The 17,142-nt window shown below is 57.1% G+C and carries 16 protein-coding genes; 2 read left to right on the forward strand and 14 right to left on the reverse strand.

Features of this window, described 5'->3' with window-relative positions:
- The 7 genes from menE to BG55_RS12260 form a co-directional block, all read right to left on the reverse strand.
- Positions 1-1,308 (reverse strand): o-succinylbenzoate--CoA ligase (gene menE / locus BG55_RS12230; RefSeq protein WP_052018820.1); only part of this gene is annotated, 1,308 nt, incomplete at its 3' end.
- On the reverse strand, positions 1,296-2,267 hold the full coding sequence (gene menC / locus BG55_RS12235) for an o-succinylbenzoate synthase (RefSeq protein ID WP_034938075.1): 972 nt from the start codon (positions 2,265-2,267) through the stop codon (positions 1,296-1,298). The genes menE and menC, both read right to left, overlap by 13 nt.
- Positions 2,267-3,124: a 1,4-dihydroxy-2-naphthoyl-CoA synthase gene (gene menB / locus BG55_RS12240; protein ID WP_034938076.1), complete on the reverse strand. Its 858-nt coding sequence runs from the start codon at positions 3,122-3,124 to the stop codon at positions 2,267-2,269. The genes menC and menB overlap by 1 nt, the downstream gene beginning before the upstream one ends.
- A complete protein-coding gene (gene menH, locus BG55_RS12245; protein WP_034938079.1) occupies positions 3,121-3,897 on the reverse strand; it encodes a 2-succinyl-6-hydroxy-2,4-cyclohexadiene-1-carboxylate synthase in 777 nt (258 codons plus the stop codon). The genes menB and menH overlap by 4 nt, the downstream gene beginning before the upstream one ends.
- Positions 3,894-5,555, reverse strand: a complete 1,662-nt coding sequence (menD, locus tag BG55_RS12250) for a 2-succinyl-5-enolpyruvyl-6-hydroxy-3-cyclohexene-1-carboxylic-acid synthase (protein WP_034938081.1) — start codon at positions 5,553-5,555, stop codon at positions 3,894-3,896. Before menD ends, menH begins: the two co-directional genes overlap by 4 nt.
- A gap of 147 nt (positions 5,556-5,702) precedes the next feature.
- Positions 5,703-6,014 carry a stress response protein ElaB gene (gene elaB / locus BG55_RS12255; protein WP_034938084.1) on the reverse strand — a complete coding sequence of 104 codons (312 nt, stop codon included), beginning with the start codon at positions 6,012-6,014 and terminating at the stop codon, positions 5,703-5,705.
- Positions 6,015-6,216: 202 nt separating this feature from the next.
- Positions 6,217-6,642: a VOC family protein gene (locus BG55_RS12260; protein WP_034938086.1), complete on the reverse strand. Its 426-nt coding sequence runs from the start codon at positions 6,640-6,642 to the stop codon at positions 6,217-6,219.
- Positions 6,643-6,750: 108 nt separating this feature from the next.
- Between BG55_RS12260 and BG55_RS12265 the strand changes: the two genes are divergently transcribed.
- Together BG55_RS12265 and BG55_RS12270 are read left to right on the forward strand one after the other, a co-directional pair.
- Positions 6,751-7,638: a LysR family transcriptional regulator gene (locus tag BG55_RS12265; RefSeq protein WP_034938089.1), complete on the forward strand. Its 888-nt coding sequence runs from the start codon at positions 6,751-6,753 to the stop codon at positions 7,636-7,638.
- Between the two features lie 217 nt (positions 7,639-7,855).
- Positions 7,856-9,508: a glucan biosynthesis protein D gene (locus BG55_RS12270; RefSeq protein WP_034938167.1), complete on the forward strand. Its 1,653-nt coding sequence runs from the start codon at positions 7,856-7,858 to the stop codon at positions 9,506-9,508.
- A gap of 96 nt (positions 9,509-9,604) precedes the next feature.
- On the opposite strand, the gene BG55_RS12275 is transcribed toward BG55_RS12270, so the two are convergent.
- The 7 genes from BG55_RS12275 to nuoI form a co-directional block, all read right to left on the reverse strand.
- Positions 9,605-10,489 carry a DAPG hydrolase family protein gene (locus BG55_RS12275; RefSeq protein WP_052018823.1) on the reverse strand — a complete coding sequence of 295 codons (885 nt, stop codon included), beginning with the start codon at positions 10,487-10,489 and terminating at the stop codon, positions 9,605-9,607.
- A 198-nt stretch (positions 10,490-10,687) separates the two neighbouring features.
- Positions 10,688-12,145 (reverse strand): NADH-quinone oxidoreductase subunit NuoN, encoded by a 1,458-nt coding sequence (nuoN, locus tag BG55_RS12280; protein WP_034938092.1) that lies wholly within the window; start codon positions 12,143-12,145, stop codon positions 10,688-10,690.
- A 6-nt stretch (positions 12,146-12,151) separates the two neighbouring features.
- Positions 12,152-13,672: an NADH-quinone oxidoreductase subunit M gene (nuoM, locus tag BG55_RS12285; RefSeq protein WP_034938095.1), complete on the reverse strand. Its 1,521-nt coding sequence runs from the start codon at positions 13,670-13,672 to the stop codon at positions 12,152-12,154.
- Between the two features lie 213 nt (positions 13,673-13,885).
- Positions 13,886-15,724, reverse strand: a complete 1,839-nt coding sequence (nuoL, locus tag BG55_RS12295) for an NADH-quinone oxidoreductase subunit L (protein WP_034938101.1) — start codon at positions 15,722-15,724, stop codon at positions 13,886-13,888.
- Positions 15,721-16,023 (reverse strand): NADH-quinone oxidoreductase subunit NuoK, encoded by a 303-nt coding sequence (nuoK, locus tag BG55_RS12300; RefSeq protein WP_034916091.1) that lies wholly within the window; start codon positions 16,021-16,023, stop codon positions 15,721-15,723. Before nuoK ends, nuoL begins: the two co-directional genes overlap by 4 nt.
- Positions 16,020-16,574, reverse strand: a complete 555-nt coding sequence (gene nuoJ / locus BG55_RS12305) for an NADH-quinone oxidoreductase subunit J (protein WP_034938103.1) — start codon at positions 16,572-16,574, stop codon at positions 16,020-16,022. The genes nuoK and nuoJ overlap by 4 nt, the downstream gene beginning before the upstream one ends.
- 10 nt (positions 16,575-16,584) lie before the next feature.
- Positions 16,585-17,127: an NADH-quinone oxidoreductase subunit NuoI gene (gene nuoI, locus BG55_RS12310; protein WP_034938104.1), complete on the reverse strand. Its 543-nt coding sequence runs from the start codon at positions 17,125-17,127 to the stop codon at positions 16,585-16,587.
- Between the last annotated feature and the right edge of the window lie 15 nt (positions 17,128-17,142).

Below are 17,142 nucleotides of genomic sequence, written 5' to 3' on the forward strand. Positions count from 1 at the left end.
CGCCAGCCGTGGCGCGGCCCAGGCGGCTAACTCAGCCAGGGTTACCGTATCTTTTAAGGTCACCAGCGCCACCGGACGATGACCAAACTCCTCATCCGCTAGCGGCACGATAAACAGCTGCTCCACTGCCGGATGGGCCTGCAACACCGCCTCGATCTGCTCCGGCTGGATCCCTTCTCCGGCAGAGAAAAACTGATTATCCAGGCGACCGGTCAGATGCAGTCCTTCGTCATCCAGCCAGCCCGCGTCGCGGGTGATAAACCAGCCGTCCACGCCGGGCAGCGGCAGCAGCTGACCACCCTGCCAGTAACCGCTGGCCAGCGCAGCAGAGCGCACCTGTACTTCACCCGCCGCCACTCTGAGCTGATGTCCCGCCAGTGGCCGCCCCACACCGCCCCGCCCGTCAGCCCTTCTGGCGGTGACGGTGGAAGCCGTTTCCGTCATACCATAGCCGCACCAACAGGCGATACCCGCCGTTTCAGCGCGCCGGGTCAGTTCTGGCGGAATGACCGCACCGCCCAACAACACCCTGCGCAGACGGTGCGGCAGGCGTGGCTGTTGTAACAGCCGCCAAAGCTGCGTGGGCACTAACGAGGCAAAAGTCGCCGGTTCCAGCGCCTGATGCAGCGGCGCACCCTCCGACAGCGTCAGGCTGGCACCCACGGTTAACCAGCGCCAGAGGATCCCCTGCCCTGACACATGATAAAGCGGCAGAGAGAGCAGCCAGCAGTCGTCAGCGCTGAAATTCATCTCCGCCACCACGCCAGCGGCGCTGGCAAGGTGAGCCTGAAAGGTATGCGCCGCCGCTTTGGGCAGACCAGAAGATCCCGAGGTTAAGGTCAGCGTTGCCAGCGCCTGCGGCTGCCAGCTGACGTCGGTTTCTCCGGCCAGGGCGTTCATCGCCAGCGCAGCCAGCTCAGGCGGCGGTTCGCCGTTAAGCGTCAGAGCAAAATCGATGTTTAATGCCGGCAGAAGCGCGGCGACCTGGGCCGCCGGTAGCTGAGGATTTAACGGCAGTAAACGTGCGCCGCATTGCAGTAAAGCAAGATAAGCCAGCACCGCGCGCTGGCTGTTGGCCGCTTTCAGTACCACTCCGCACCCCGCGCTGACGCCCTGGCGATGAAAGCCGACGGCCAGCGCATCCACCCGTTGCGCCAGCTGTGACCAGTTCAGTCGCTCCCTGCCGGAATGCAGAGCGGTCTTATCTGGCTGTAACCGCGCATATTGTCGCCAGGGCCAGTCATCCGGTCCTGACGACGCACTGGCTCCCGGCGGCGGGCAACCGGCTACATCGTTCAGCCCTGCCACAGTACCTCCAGTTCACGGGCCTCAAGCAGCGGTTGCTGACAGCCAGGCCAGCGTCGCACCAGCTGCTGCGCCATCAGCTCCAGCGTGTCCAGACCGGGTAAAGATTCCGGGGTCAGCCAGGCAGCAAGACGAGCCAGTTGCGTCAGACCCAGGCTGGACTCCAGTGAGGAGCTGATCACCACGGCGATACCTGCCCGCTGAGCCTCTGTCACCAGCGCCCTGATATGCGCAAGGCTTCCGGTCAGCGACGGCTTAATGACAATCGCCGCCAGATGCGGTTCGGCCCGCGGCCGGTAGCCCGGATCCCGCACGCTCTCGTCCCATGCCAGCGCGATGCTGCTCTCCTCAGCAAACGCCTGAGATTCCTGCCGGGTCCGGCAGGGCTCCTCAATAAAGGCAATGCGTGAACGCAGTGGTTTCGCCACCGAGCTGGCGAATTTACGCGCCTTTTCGGCGGACCACTGGCGATTGGCATCCAGCCGCAGGGTCAGCGAGGGAATAGCTTCCAGCAGCAGACTGACCATCATCGCATCGCGCACCGCTTCATACATGCCTACCTTCATCTTCGCCACCGGACAGGGCTGCTGGCGGAGCTGTTCAAACAGATCTTCCGGGTCGCCAGTACATAGCGTGGCGCTGGAATATTGTGCCGCCTGCGGCAACTCACCATGCAGTTCCGCCAGCGCACAGCTCAGACCAAACGCCACCGATGGCAACGGACCGTCGGCCACCACGTTTTCCCCTGAGCACCAGCGTTGCAGCCACGCGGTGGTCCGGGCCTGCGCGTCACTGAGCGTCTCCTGGCTGAAACCCGGCAGCGGGGCAATTTCGCCCCAGCCCTGCTGCTGATCCTCAGTCAGTTTTACCAGCAATCCGGCACGCTCCTTCAGCCGCCGGTCACGGAGTACGGTGCCGGCCGCCAGCGGGATACGGTAAGAAAACAGCGTTGCGCGACGCATTACGGATTACGCTTAAATTTGCTGAAGTCAGGCTGGCGTTTTTGATTAAACGCATTGCGCCCTTCCTGCCCCTCTTCGGTCATGTAGAACAGCATGGTGGCGTTGCCTGCCAGCTCCTGTAAGCCAGCCTGACCGTCGCAATCGGCATTGAGTGCCGCCTTCAGGCAGCGCAGCGCCATCGGGCTGTTTTGCAACATTTCCCGACACCAGCGCACCGTTTCCCTTTCCAGTTCTGCCAGTGGCACCACGGCGTTAACCAGCCCCATCTCCAGTGCCTGTTGCGCGCTGTACATCCGGCACAGGAACCAGATTTCACGCGCTTTTTTCTGCCCGACGATCCGCGCCATGTAGGCCGCGCCCCAGCCGCCGTCAAAGGAGCCGACTTTCGGTCCGGTCTGACCAAAGCGGGCATTATCCGCAGCAATGGTTAAATCACAAAGCATATGCAGTACATGCCCACCGCCGACGGCATAGCCCGCCACCATGGCCACCACCGGCTTGGGGCAGCTGCGGATCTGTCGCTGAAAATCCAGCACGTTAAGATGATGCACGCCCGCTTCATCACGATAACCGCCGTAATCCCCACGGATTTTCTGATCGCCACCGGCGCAGAATGCCTGATCGCCTTCTCCTGTCAGCACGATCACCCCGATACCTGCGTCATGTCGGGCATCGTCCAGTGCCAGCAGCATCTCTTTTACCGTCTGTGGGCGAAATGCATTACGGACCTGTGGACGATTGATGGTAATTCTGGCGATGCCGTCGGGCGATTTTGCATAGCGAATGTCAGTGAAGTCAGCAGCAGAGTCGTGCCATTCCACCGGGGCATACAACATTTCTTCTTGCGGGTAGATCATGATAACTCCTCATAGTGGCTAAGCTTTCGCGCCAACAGCCTGGCGAAAGCCTGCGGATTAGCGCGATGCGCGTTATGGCCGGCCTGGGGAACAAGGTCAAAATGCAGCGCGGCCTGCTGTGCCAGCTGGTGAAATTTGCGGTCACGCTCACCGCACAGATAATAAAAACCGGGAAGTGATTGCAGGTCGTTCAGCAGGCAGGGCTGGTGGGCCAGGGACGTGGCCAGCAGGGTGCTGGCAAGCGCATCAGCATGATGGACGCTACGCAGCAGGACCAGCGCCTGTCGCTGTGCCGGGGTGAGATCGGCAAAAACCGGCTGGCGATACCATGCGTCCAGCGTCAGACGCAACGGCTGCCGACTGAACGTCTCCGCCCAGCGCTGGTCATGCGCCAGCCTGTCACGCCGCGCCGTCGCCGAATCAAGGCCATAATGGCCGCCTTCAACAACGATTCCCTGCAATCCGCGAGGCGCATGGCGACAGGCGTAATACATTGCCGCCCGGCCACCCAGTGAATAGCCAATCAGCCAGTAGCGTTGCAGCCGGTGATGGTACAGAGTGGCGCTCAGTTGTTCACAGAGCTGGTCCATATCCTTAACCCGCCGGGCGGCAGATCCACCATGACCGGGCAGATCAATACTCAACTGCGGCCAGTCAGTAAAGCAGGACTGCACCGGCTGCCAGTCCTCTCCACTACCAAGAAATCCATGTAACCAGACCAGCACAGGCCGGTCATTGTGGTGTAACCCCTGCCAGCGGGCATGGAGGATCATACCCTTTCCCCTGGGTCTTTCAGGCTGCGAGCCCCCTCATCCCCGGCTACGCAGAGTTCAACCAGCGTGGCACCACCGTGTTGCCATCCGCTGGCAACCGTCTCCTTCAGCGCCTGCCAGCTGCGGGGTTGATGATAGTCCAGCCTGAACATCGCGGCGGCAGGGGCAAAACTGACCTGCTGCGGCATGGCAAAAAGGCGTTGCCGTTCGGCTTCTGGCGTTGGCAACATACTGAAAATCTGTCCGCCGTTGTTATTTACCACGATCAGCACCAGAGGGGCCGTAACCTGACGCAGCAGGGCCAGGCTGTTAAGATCGTAAAGCGCAGAGAGATCGCCCAGCACCACCAGCAGCGGTCTGGCCCTTCCCCGCTGGATACCGGCCGCAGTGGCGATCAGGCCATCGATACCGCTGGCACCCCGGTTAGCGAAAACCGGGTAAGCGGCGGGCAATCGGGCAAAGGCGTTAGCCAGCCGCACGGTCAGGCTGTTGCCCAGAAACAGGCCGCCGTGCACAGGCAACAGCGCCGGTAAACGGGCGGCCAGTTGGGCTTCACCAAAAGTGGAGAAGGCTTCACCCGCCGCGCGATGCGTCTGCTCTGCCAGCCCGCGGAGAAAACCACACCAGGCAGGACGTGAAACAGCCGGGTGCCGGGCCAGCCAGCCAGAAATATCCGCCGTAATCCGCAGGCTGCGATGATAAGCGGGATCGCGGTGACCAGGCAGCGGCTCAATCAGCCACCAGGCTTCAGGTGTTATCTCCGCCAGCCAGCCGGTAAGCTGTTTCCCAACCAGATGACTGCCAAACTGCACCACCAGAACCGCGCGGTTCAACGCCTGCTGTGCAGCAGGCTGATGCAGCCAGCGTTCGGCGCAGGGCAATGGGTTGCCGGTCTGGGACTGCACATCAGCCAGCAATGGCCAGCCCAGCATTTCCGCCCACTTCGCAATGGCGACCCCCTCTTCTGCGCTGACTTTACCCACAATCACCAGCCCGTCGCGCTGTCGCCATTGCGACCAGTCCGCCACCACAGGCACCGGCGGGGTAGCAGGCATGGTCGTCCAGGGTTGGTTGTCGTGCCACCACTCTCCCAGCGGTTGATGCCAGGCCTGGTGAGCAGTGGGATCGCCACCGTACAACGGCTCGGCGAAGGGGCAGTTCAGATGGAGCGCGCCAGCCAGATGCTGTTGCAGCAGACCGTCCACGGCGGCCACCAGCCAGCGGGCAGGAATGTCAGGAGAAGGTAGCGGAAGATTGAGTACGCCACTGACGTGGCTGCTAAACAGGCCAGGCTGCTCAATGGCCTGATTCGCACCGCAGTTGATCAGCTGCTGAGGGCGATCGGCGCTCAGTACCACCAGCCGTTCGCCGCTCAGTCGCGCTTCGGCTACCGCCGGAAAAAGGTTAGCCAACGCCGTACCGGACGTCACGATGATGGCTACCGGCTGCCGGGTCGCTTTTGCCAGCCCCAGAGCCAGATAGCCCAGACCGCGCTCGTCGAAGTGGGTATGACAGAGGAATTTGTCGTTATCTGCGGCAGCAAGCGTTAGCGGAGCCGAGCGGGAACCTGGAGCAATACAGAGATGCTGTACACCGTGGCGTGTCAGGGCTTCAAGAATGACGGCAGCCCAGCGACGGTTAAAGATGCTGTGTGACATAACCCACCCCAGATCAAATTAATCGGATGAGTATAGTCTCGTGTTTCAAGCACAATTTTGATTTAAGCCAGGGTTGACGGGGGTTTGCGGCCAGTGGAAAGTAAAACGGGCGCCCACCAGGACGCCCGTAAACAGCCATCAACGAACTTAGCGGCGGGCCAGCAGTAAACCGACAACCAGTCCCAGGGTGGCACCCACGCCGATACCCTGCCACGGTTTTTCATGGACATAGTCATCCGCACGGTAGACAGCCTGCTTAGCACGGTAGTAATAGGTGTCAGAGGCGTTACTGATGCGCGATTTCACCTCCTTCAACGACTTTTCTGCTTTCGCTTTCAGCTCGATGTATTTCTGGTCAGCCGGATCGCCGGAAGACTTCAGAACTTCTTCCAGCGTTTCGCTCAGCAACGCCAGATCATCATCCAGGTGCGTCTCTAGTGGTTCAGTCTTTGTAGCCATACCATCTCCTTGTGCAAATTGACCTCCTGAGTATAGACACTTTTAGCCGGACCGCCGGACAGCGCCGCCAGGAATCGCCTGATAATGCTGTCTGTCACGCGCTGTTGGACAGGAGAGGTTTTACCTGGAAGTAAAAAAAACCGGCCACGACAGCCGGTGACCGGATCAGGTCTTGAAAGGATGCTCGGGGTGACAGGGCAGATTACTTAGCAAACATCTGACCAATATCTTTAAAGGCTTTGAACTCCAGCGCATTACCGCTGGGATCATAAAAGAACATGGTGGCCTGTTCGCCAGCCTGCCCTTTAAAACGGATATAAGGCTCAATTTCGAAGGCAATATTAAAATCACGCAGGCGCGCGGCCAGCGCTTCCCACTCCTGCCAACTCAGTACCAGCCCAAAGTGCGGCACGGGCACACCATGACCATCGACGGCATTTTTATGCAGCGCCTGTGGTGCGACCTCTGAGGGATGCGCATGGATCACCAACTGGTGACCGTAGAAATCAAAATCCACCCACTGCTCACTGGAACGGCCTTCTTTTAAGTTGAAGACCGTGCCGTAGAAATGGCGGGCAGCCGCAAGATCCGTAACCGGGATAGCCAGGTGAAACGGGCAAAGCGCCATGTCCGATCCTTAAATGAGAGGTTGTGTGTCGGGTATGTTAACGATAATATTTTTTATGAAAAGCGAATATTATTAGTTTGATTCAATCAATATTTTGATGAGTAGACCATGTTGCGGGAACTGAAAACCTTTATCACCATCAGCCAGTGCGGCACCTTTGCCGCCGCAGGACAGCAGATTGGCCTGACACAATCCGCCGTCAGCGCGCAAATGCGCATTCTTGAACAGGCGCTGGGGATGAAGCTGTTTGACCGTTCTGGGCGGGCGGTGGCGCTGAATGCTAACGGTAATCGTGTGCTCCCCCTTGCGCAGGAGATGCTGACCCTCTTCGAACGCATGGCACAACCCGAAAGCCTCAGTGAATATCGTGGAGCAATAAAAATCGGTGCCATCGCCTCGGTGCAAACCGGCATACTGCCCGCCGTGCTGGTTACGCTACGCAGCCAGGCACCAAAGCTGGAAACCAGGCTGGTCCCGGGCGTCTCTTTCAGCCTGCTGAGCCAGGTGGACGCAGGCAATATCGATCTGGCCGTGGTGATTAAGCCCGGCTTTACACTGACCAAAGATCTCTGGGCAGAAACGCTGTTGAAAGAGCCTTTTGTCCTGATTGTTCCCGCCGATGTAGACGGTGATGATCCGCTGCGGCTGATCCGCGAACATCCTTTTATCCGCTACGATCGCACTTCATTTGGCGGCAGACTGGTCAGCCAGTTTCTGCGGGAACAACGGCTGGAACCCCAGCTGGCACTGGAAATTGATGAGATAGATGCCATCGCGAGAATGGTGGAGATGCGCCTTGGCGTGGCGCTGGTGCCGCTGGCAGGGCTGTGGGTTGAACGCACCAGCGCGGTGCGCATCGTCCCGCTGGGTGAGCTGACCTTTTACCGTGAACTGATTGTGGTGATGCGCCAGGCTAATCGCCATGCTCCGCTGCATCAGTTTATTGCCGCAGCGCTGCAACAGCAGGCCCGACTTTGCAATGCAGAAACATCGTAAAAAAAGAATATAAATCAGCGTAAAACGCAGCTTTACCAGGAATTATCTGATAAGTTTTTAGCGACTGAATTATCCCCCTTACCGGCTGTCGTACTTCGTTCTGGCCTGGTCGACAATTCAGGTAGCGCAGGCTGTTAAAAGCTCAGGGTTAAGACTCCGGGCACAGCTGCACGACAGTCACTACAAACTCCGTTCAGCAAAGGAAATGGCTTCTGGCATGAATCGAAGAATGTTTATGAAAGCGTCAATGGCTTGTGCTGCGGTCAGCGGCATGTCCGGTTTATCCACGCTCTTTGCTCAGGCCGCCTGGGCAGACAGCGACATTGCCGACGGCTCCGCAAAGCAATTTGATTTTGACGTGCTCAAAAAAATGGCCGCCGGGCTGGCAAAAAATGCCTATGGTGGCGCACCTGCTCCCCTGCCAGAGACGCTGGCAACGCTGACCCCACAGGCCTACAACGAAATTCAGTACGATGCTAATCATTCTTTATGGAATGGTAATGGCGACCGTGAGCTGGATGTTCAGTTCTTCCACGTTGGTATGGGCTTTAAACGTCGGCTGCGCATGTTCGCAGTGGATGATAATCGCCAGGCGCGTGAAATCCATTTTCGTCCTGAGTTGTTTAATTACAACGACGCCAAAGTGGATACCAAACAGCTGGAAGGTAAAACCGATCTGGGCTTTGCCGGTTTCCGCGCCTTCAGGAAACCTGAACTGGCCAGTCGGGACATTGTTTCCTTCCTTGGTGCCAGCTATTTCCGCGCGGTAGATGAAACCTACCAGTATGGCCTGTCAGCCCGAGGGGTGGCGATTAACACCTTCGGCAGCAAGGAGGAGTTCCCGGACTTCACCGCATTCTGGTTTGAAACGCCAAAACCGCAAGATACCACCTTTACCGTTTACACCCTGCTGGATGGCCCCAGCTGTACCGGCGCATTCAAATTTATCATCCACTGCGAAGAGAAACGCGTGGTGATGGAGGTGGAAAACCATCTGTACGCCCGTAAAGATATTGAGCAGCTGGGTATCGCACCAATGACCACCATGTTCAGCTGCGGCAATAACGAGCGCCGGATGTGTGACACCATTCACCCTCAGATCCACGATTCCGACCGACTGGCAATGTGGACCGGCAACGGAGAGTGGATCTGTCGACCGCTGAATAACCCTCAACGTCTGACTTACAACGCCTATCAGGATGAGAATCCGCGTGGCTTTGGCATGTTGCAGCTCAATCATGATTTCCAGGATTATCAGGACGTGATTGGCTGGTACAACAAACGCCCCAGCCTGTGGGTTGAGCCGGTCGGCAAGTGGGGTAAAGGAGCGATCAATCTGATGGAGATCCCCACCACCGGGGAAACGCTGGATAACATTGTCTGCTTCTGGCGTCCGGATGATGCGATTAAAGCGGGCAGTGAGCACAGCTTCAGCTATAAGCTTTACTGGAGCGGCCTGCCGCCGGTTCGCAGCGGTCTGGCGCGTGTTAATGCCACTCGCACCGGCATGGGCGGTTTCCCGGAAGGCTGGGCGCCTGGTGAACACTACCCGGATGTCTGGGCTCGTCGGTTTGCAGTGGATTTTGTCGGTGGCGATCTGAAAGCGGCTGCGCCGAAAGGCATCGAGCCGGTAATTAACGTCACCTCCGGCACCATTAAACAGGTTGAGATCCTCTACGTTGAGCCCATCGACGGCTATCGCATTCTGTTTGACTGGTATCCCAACGGCAATTCGGTGGAGCCGGTCAACATGCGGCTGTTTCTACGTACCAAAGACGAAACCCTCAGCGAGACGTGGTTGTATCAGTACTTCCCGCCCGCGCCGGACAAACGAAAATATGTTGATGACCGTCAGATGACGGCAGGCTGACAAAACAGGGGGCGCATCATGCGCCCCCTGTAACATTCAGCCGTCACTGACTTCGCGATAAATCACTCCCTCATGTTCGGGAAAAGCGCCCTCAACTCAGTCAGCGAATTGACGGTATAACTGCGGTAACATCCTTCCCAACTGGGTGAATTCAGTCATATCGTGAACGGCCATTTCATAGGAGAGCGCCTCCAGCATTTGCCGGTTCATACCGGCCGCCTCCGCAGTGGCCCGAACGTCGGGCTGCGACAGGCCAGAAATCCGGCTGAACTGCTGGTGCATCCCGATAAAATAGCAGGAGTAAAGTTCAAAACCTCCTGCCACGTCCCGCCCGATGTGCAACATCAGGGTATTGGCTATATCAGGCCTGTCAGCCTGTGTCGCCCAGCCACTGGCCGAAAATCTGAGGTTATGTCTCTCCAGCAGCGCTTTGTCGAGCCCCAGCGACACCGGGTCGGTAAAATGAATAATGGCATCCAGTTTCGTGTCGCCAATATATTCAATAATGTGATTGGGATTGCCATAGAGCTTTTCTGCGTAGCTCAGATGAGGATCGTTCATCCTGTGTGGCTCAGCCACACTGTTATCAACATGCGCATAAGGAAACCACAGGGAATAGCGCTCTTTTTCTGCCACATGCCACAGAAACCACCACTCCATCATGGCTACCGTCACACCCGGCATAAAATGTCGGGTGACATTGCAGGTGGTTATCCCCTGTTCACCATCATCCGCCACGCCATAAACGGCACGGGGAAAATGCGACAGTTCAGTAAACAGAGAGTTGAGGCGGTCGGGTACAGGTGGGAAGGTTTTTTCCGGCGGTAAGGGGCCGTTCTGCGTGGCGTGCACCAGGTCAACCGGGACTTTCAGCTGTTTGCAGAAATAGTCAGCATAAGGTTTGTTGCCAATTGCCCGCTGATTTTCCTGCCACAGTTGCTGTGAGACCACCGGAAAATATGTCACTAATGTTGTTTCCATAGAAGCTCCTTTTCAGTTTTGCGCTCCTTCATTAACATCAAAAAATGTTTCTGTTTTAGGCATTCGGTGCCGGATTGCTTATCGCGATTGATTGCAGGACGAGCTTTTCGTTATCGGCAAAGGCGGGAAAAGAGAAAAACAGATGGGATTGGGTGAAAAAAACGGGCTACTGAGAGCCCGTTCGTTATCGCTGTAAAATTACATCAGCGGCTGTGCCATCTGCACCAGCGAGATCAGCGGTTGCGGGTAGATCCCTAACAGCAGAACCAGCACGGCAGAGATCAGTACCACCACCCCACCGGCAGTAAATGCCCAGTTGGCCGGGGTATCACGCTGCAACAGCTCCGGTGGCGTCAGATACAGGCTGACGGTGACGCGCAGATAGTAATAGAGACCAATCGCACTTCCCACCACAACCGCACCGGTAAGCCACCACAGATGTGCGCCGACGCCAACCGCAATCACATAGAACTTACCGATAAAGCCCAGCGTCATTGGGATCCCGGCCAGCGACAGCATCATCACGGTCATCACCGCGGAAAGGATTGGACGGTGCCAGAACAGACCGCGATAAGAGTACAGCGAGTCGGCATCCGGACCGCGATAAGGACTGGACATCAGGCTGACCACGCCAAACGCACCCAGGCTGCTGAACAGGTAACCGGCCAGATAGACGCCGACGGTTTCCAGCGACAGCTGATGCGTCTGAATGGCAATCAGCGCGACCAGCAGATAGCCAAGGTGAGCAATCGACGAATAGCCCAGCAGACGTTTGATATTGCTCTGCGAAATCGCCATCAGATTACCAAACAGCATTGACGCCACGGCGATAATCGACAGCACCAGACGGACGGCTTCGCTGTCAGCCACCGGCGCGTATAGGAACAAACGCATCACCACGCCAAAAATGGCAATCTTACTGGCGGTGGCGAGGAAGGTCGAAACCGGCGCAGGCGCACCCTGATACACATCCGGCGTCCACAGGTGAAACGGCACCAGCGACAGCTTGAATCCCAGCCCCACAATCATCATGCCCAGACCAGCCAACAGCAGCGGCTGATGCAGCATGGCGCTGTTCAGGCTTTTACCCAGCGCAACAAAACTCAGGTCACCCGCGTTGGCATACAGCAGCGCCATACCGAACAGCAGGAAGGAGGAAGCGACTGCCGACATAATGGTGTATTTGATACTGGCTTCCAGCGAACGCTTTTGCTGGAAGGCATAGCCCACCAGACCAAACAGCGGCAGAGAGATAAGCTCAATACCAATAAACAGCGCGGCCAGGTGATTAGCGCATGCCAGCACCACTCCACCCGCAGCGGCAATCAGCACCAGCAGGTAGAACTCTTCGCGGTTATCCGGGTAGGTTGCCAGCCACGGATAAGCAAAGGTGCAGGTAGCCAGGCTGGCGACAATGACCAGCCCGGTGTAGAGCATGGAATAGCCATCCACGCGCAGCAGCGGCGTAACATCCATTGCGCCAGCGTGGCCGACGAAGAACAGTGACAGCAGGGCAAGGTTCAGCCCGACCACTGCCAGCGTCTCATTAACGAAGTGATTGCGTCGCCACGCAATGGAAAGCATCACAACCACCACCGTCAATCCGACGATCAGCAGCGGCAGAAGCGCGATCAATTGTTGAGGAGTTATTGTCATGGCGAATTACGGCCTTGTAGTTGAAATTGAAGCAGTAAACCACTGCTGAATGTTGCTCATCGCAGCATGTGAGGTATCCAGCACCGGCTGAGGATAAAAGCCCAGCAGCAGCAGCAGAACCACCAGCACCATGTTGATCAGGAATTCACGCGGCGACATACCACGCAGAGGTTTCTCAGATTTTGCCGGGCCGTAGTAAGCGCGCTGCATCATAATCAGTGAATAGACCGACGCAAACACCAGGCCAAAGGTGGCGATCACAATAATCAGCGGCACCGATCGGAAACTGCCGGTCAGGATCATAAATTCACCGACAAAGTTCCCGGTTCCCGGCATCCCCAGGTTTGCCACCGCGAAGAACAGCGACAGACCTGGCAGCCATTTGATTCGTGACCACAAACCGCCCATCTGACGCATGTCGCGAGTATGCAGACGTTCGTACAGCTGCCCACAGAGGATAAACAGTGCCGCAGCGGAGAGGCCGTGGGCAATCATCTGTACCACCGCCCCCTGGAACGCCAGCTGGCTGCCGGTGTAGATAGCAATCAGCACAAAACCCATATGTGAAATCGAGGTATAGGCGATCAGACGTTTGATGTCGTACTGCGAGAAAGCCATCCACGCGCCATAGAAGATACCAATAATGCCCAGCCACATAGCAATCGGGGCAAATTCTGCCGAGGCGGAAGGAAACAGCGGCAGCGCGAAACGCAGCAGACCATAGGCCGCCGTTTTCAGCAGGATCCCCGCCAGGTCAACGGAACCGGCTGTCGGTGCCTGGCTGTGCGCATCCGGCAACCAGCCATGCAGCGGCACAACCGGCATTTTCACCGCAAAGGCAATAAAGAAGCCCAGCATCAGCAGGTACTCAACGGTGTGAGACATCGGCGTTTTCAACAGATCTTCGTAGTTGAAGGTCCACACCCCGGTGGCGTTGTAGTTAACAAATACCAGCGCGAGAATGGCGATCAACATCACCAGACCACTGGCCTGGGTATAGATGAAGAATTTGGTTGCCGCCGTGATGCGCGTTTTGCCGTCCGATGCTTTGTGTCCCCACAGCGCAATCAGGAAGTACATCGGCACCAGCATCATTTCCCAGAAGAAGAAGAACAGGAACATGTCGATGGCAAGAAACACGCCGATAACGCCACCGAGGATCCACAGCAGATTAAGGTGAAAGAACCCCTGCCACTTTTCAATTTCGTTCCAGGAACAGAGGATAGCCATCACGCCAAGCAGGCCGGTTAACACCACCATCAACAGCGAAAGCCCGTCCAGCGCCAGGTGCACGTTGATGCCGAATCGTGGGATCCACGAAAGCAGATATTCCGACTGCCACTGCGGAACCCCGGCAGGTTGAGTCAGTGAGTAGCCACCCTGCAACCAGAGCTGCAATGAGAGCGCCAGCGTCAGTCCCATTGCGATCAGGGCAATCCAGCGCGGCACTTTGCTACCAAAACGCTCAAACTGCCAGCACAGCAGGCCGCCGATGAACGGGATTAATATAAGCCAGGGTAATAACATGGCGATTTGCTTCCCTTTTCTGAACCTGCATGGGCTATCTTACTTGCCAGTTTCGCCCCCGGCAGTGCTCGCAATCCTCACATACCTAAGTATGCTGCGGTTGCTCCGCGCTGGCGGTGTCGATACTGACTGCGCCGATGACGCCCAACTCTCAGGTAATTTTCAACATCTTTCAACATGGGGACAGGACACAGCCTGGCCCGCTCACAAACCTTAAACCACCATCAACAACGCCAGTACCACCACGGCACCCAGGCTCATTGAGGCGACATACCAGCGCAGATAGCCGTTTTCGCTGACCACCAGACCTTTGTTCGCCAGACGGGAGAACAGAGCCGGGATGTTCATGACGGCGTTGAGCGGATCGCGTGACAGCAAACGCGCAATAAACAAATAAGGTTTGACGAAAATCTGATCGTACAGCCAGTCGAATCCCCAGGCCGCAAACCACCAGGTGGAGAAGAAACGCCCCGGCGCGCTGCGGGCAATACTGCTGACCAGCGAACGCTTACCCAGCCACAGCGCGGCTGCCAGCAAAATACCTACCACTGCAACCACACCAGAGGTAATTTCCAGGGTCAGTACCCGGCCATGCGCCAGTTCGGCCGTATCAGGCAGGACGCCCTTCAGTGGCGGCACGATCATTGCGCCAACAAAGGTGGAGAGAACCAGCAGCACCAGCAGCGGCAGATGATGGGTTATCCCTTTACCGGCATGAGCGTGAATTTTTTCTTCACCGTGGAAGGTGATGAAAATCATTCTGAAGGTATACAGCGAGGTCATAAATGCCCCGACCAGACCGGCCACCATCAGGTTGATATGACCGTTTGCCAGCGCACCGGCCAGAATCTCATCCTTACTGAAGAAGCCTGCGGTAATCAGCGGCAGAGCGGATAGCGCCGCGCCACCCACCAGGAAACAGACATACACCAGCGGGATGCTCTTACGCAGGCCACCCATTTTGAAGATGTTCTGCTCGTGGTGGCAGGCAAGGATCACCGAGCCGGAGGAGAGGAACAGCAGCGCCTTGAAGAAGGCATGGGTCATCAGATGGAAGATGGCCGCATCCCAGGCCTGCACGCCCAGCGCCAGGAACATGTAGCCAATCTGACTCATGGTTGAGTAAGCCAGCACACGTTTGATATCGGTCTGTACCAGCGCGGCAAACCCCGCCAGCACCAGGGTAACGGCTCCCACAATGCCAACCAGATGCAGTACTTCCGGCGTCAGCAGAAACAGGCCATGAGTGCGGGCAATCAGATACACCCCGGCGGTAACCATGGTCGCGGCGTGGATCAGCGCTGAAACCGGCGTTGGACCGGCCATCGCATCCGCCAGCCAGGTTTGCAACGGCAGCTGCGCAGATTTACCCACAGCACCGCCCAGCAGCATCAGGGTGGCCCACTGCAACATATGATTGTTGGCCGCAAAGTGCTCAGGTGCCAGCGCCACCATCTCACGGAAGTTCAGCGTCCCCAGTTCATTCCACAGGATAAATAATCCAAAGGCGAGGAACACATCGCCGACGCGGGTGATGATAAAGGCTTTCATTGCCGCCGCGCCGTTTTTCGGTTCGGTGTAGTAGAAACCAATCAGCAGATAGGAGCACAGCCCCACCCCTTCCCAACCCAGATACATCAGCATCAGGTTATCGGCCAGCACCAGAACCACCATGCTGGCAATAAACAGGTTGGTGTAGGCGAAGAAGCGGGAGTAGCCCTCTTCACCACGCATGTACCAGGAGGCGAACATGTGGATAAAGAAGCCCACGCCGGTCACCACCGACAGCATCGTCAGCGACAGGCCATCCAGCGTCAGGGACATTTTCATGTCAAAGGTGCCGACATGCATCCAGGTCCACAGCGTCTGGTTAAACAGCGCCTGTCCATGACTGAAAAAGTCGATACCGACATACAGAGTGGCCAACGCCGCCAGCCCGACGGAACCCATTCCCACCGTAGCAGACAGATTCTCTGACCAACGACCACGGGAAAAGGCCAGTAGCACAAAGCCAATCAGCGGGAACAAAATGGTTAAAAAGAGAAGATTCATCCGCGCATCTCACTCACTTTGTCAATGTTGAGGTTCTGGCTGCGGCGGTGCAGTTGCAGCAATAATGCCAGTCCGATGCTGGCTTCCGCCGCTGCCAGACTGATTGCCAGGATATACATCACCTGACCGTCAGCCTGGCCCCAGTAGCTACCAGCAACCACAAATGCCAGCGCTGCCGCATTGATCATAATTTCAAGGCTGATCAGCATAAACAGCAGGTTGCGACGAATGATCACCCCGGTCAGACCGAGAACGAAAAGAATGGCGGCCAGAATAAGACCGTGTTGCAAAGGGATCATGCGTGTTCCTCCTTCTTCGCTGCCACGGTATCTTCCGGGCGATTACTCAGCACCTCACCCGCACGCTGTTCACGTCCGATGTGATACGCCACGACCAGTCCTGCCAGCAGCAGCATCGATGCCAGTTCTACCGCAAGGACATAAGGGCCAAACAGGCTGATGCCTACGGCTTTCGCATCAATCATCCGTCCATCAATACCGTGGTCATGCACGGAATGAATGGCCCAGACCATCACCACCAGCAGCAGCAGAGAGCAGAGGCCTGGCCCCAACCACACCGCTGGCTTCAGCCATTCACGCTCCTGGGCCTGCACGCTCTCGCCGAGATTAAGCATCATCACCACGAAGACAAACAGCACCATGATCGCCCCGGCATAGACGATGATTTCCAACGCCCCGGCAAAGTAAGCCCCAAGGGAGAAAAACACCCCGGCCACCGCCAGCAGAGAGATGATCAGATATAACAGTGCGTGAACCGGGTTGGTGTGGGTGATAACGCGCAACGTTGTCAGCACCGCGACCAGTCCGCAAAGATAAAACGCAAATTCCATGCCTGGCTCCTTAAGGTAACAAGCCCTTGACGTCGATGGGTTTAGCTTCGTTAGCCGCTTCGCCTTTGTCTTTCCCGTCGATCGCCATGCCCGCCATCCGGTAAAAGTTATATTCCGGGTATTTGCCCGGACCGGAGATCAGCAGGTTCTCTTTCTCATAAACCAGATCCTGACGCTTAAACTCACCCATTTCGAAATCGGGGGTAAGCTGAATAGCGGTGGTCGGGCAGGCCTCTTCACACAGGCCACAGAAAATGCAGCGAGAGAAGTTGATACGGAAAAACTCGGGATACCAGCGACCATCGGCCATTTCCGCTTTTTGCAGGGAAATACACCCCACCGGGCAGGCTACCGCGCAAAGGTTACAGGCCACGCAGCGCTCCTGACCGTCAGGATCGCGCGTCAGCACAATGCGGCCACGGTAGCGAGGCGGCAGATAGACCGGCTCTTCCGGGTACATCATGGTTTCACGTTTGGCAAAGGCGTTTGAGCCAATCAGCACGATACTGCGGATCGTGGTGCCAAACCCCACCAGAATGTCTTTTAATGTCATAGTCTTAACCCCAAC

This window comes from Erwinia mallotivora, assembly GCF_000590885.1.
Classification (GTDB): Bacteria; Pseudomonadota; Gammaproteobacteria; order Enterobacterales; family Enterobacteriaceae; genus Erwinia; species Erwinia mallotivora.

What these genes read in the sequence shown, in the direction of transcription:
- menC (WP_034938075.1), bottom strand. Translation starts at nt 2,267, where the DNA reads ATGCGTCGCGCAACGCTGTTTTCTTACCGTATCCCGCTGGCGGCCGGC.
- menB (WP_034938076.1), bottom strand. Translation starts at nt 3,124, where the DNA reads ATGATCTACCCGCAAGAAGAAATGTTGTATGCCCCGGTGGAATGGCAC.
- menH (WP_034938079.1), bottom strand. Translation starts at nt 3,897, where the DNA reads ATGATCCTCCATGCCCGCTGGCAGGGGTTACACCACAATGACCGGCCT.
- menD (WP_034938081.1), bottom strand. Translation starts at nt 5,555, where the DNA reads ATGTCACACAGCATCTTTAACCGTCGCTGGGCTGCCGTCATTCTTGAA.
- elaB (WP_034938084.1), bottom strand. Translation starts at nt 6,014, where the DNA reads ATGGCTACAAAGACTGAACCACTAGAGACGCACCTGGATGATGATCTG.
- BG55_RS12260 (WP_034938086.1), bottom strand. Translation starts at nt 6,642, where the DNA reads ATGGCGCTTTGCCCGTTTCACCTGGCTATCCCGGTTACGGATCTTGCG.
- BG55_RS12265 (WP_034938089.1), top strand. Translation starts at nt 6,751, where the DNA reads ATGTTGCGGGAACTGAAAACCTTTATCACCATCAGCCAGTGCGGCACC.
- BG55_RS12270 (WP_034938167.1), top strand. Translation starts at nt 7,856, where the DNA reads ATGAATCGAAGAATGTTTATGAAAGCGTCAATGGCTTGTGCTGCGGTC.
- BG55_RS12275 (WP_052018823.1), bottom strand. Translation starts at nt 10,489, where the DNA reads ATGGAAACAACATTAGTGACATATTTTCCGGTGGTCTCACAGCAACTG.
- nuoN (WP_034938092.1), bottom strand. Translation starts at nt 12,145, where the DNA reads ATGACAATAACTCCTCAACAATTGATCGCGCTTCTGCCGCTGCTGATC.
- nuoM (WP_034938095.1), bottom strand. Translation starts at nt 13,672, where the DNA reads ATGTTATTACCCTGGCTTATATTAATCCCGTTCATCGGCGGCCTGCTG.
- nuoL (WP_034938101.1), bottom strand. Translation starts at nt 15,724, where the DNA reads ATGAATCTTCTCTTTTTAACCATTTTGTTCCCGCTGATTGGCTTTGTG.
- nuoK (WP_034916091.1), bottom strand. Translation starts at nt 16,023, where the DNA reads ATGATCCCTTTGCAACACGGTCTTATTCTGGCCGCCATTCTTTTCGTT.
- nuoJ (WP_034938103.1), bottom strand. Translation starts at nt 16,574, where the DNA reads ATGGAATTTGCGTTTTATCTTTGCGGACTGGTCGCGGTGCTGACAACG.
- nuoI (WP_034938104.1), bottom strand. Translation starts at nt 17,127, where the DNA reads ATGACATTAAAAGACATTCTGGTGGGGTTTGGCACCACGATCCGCAGT.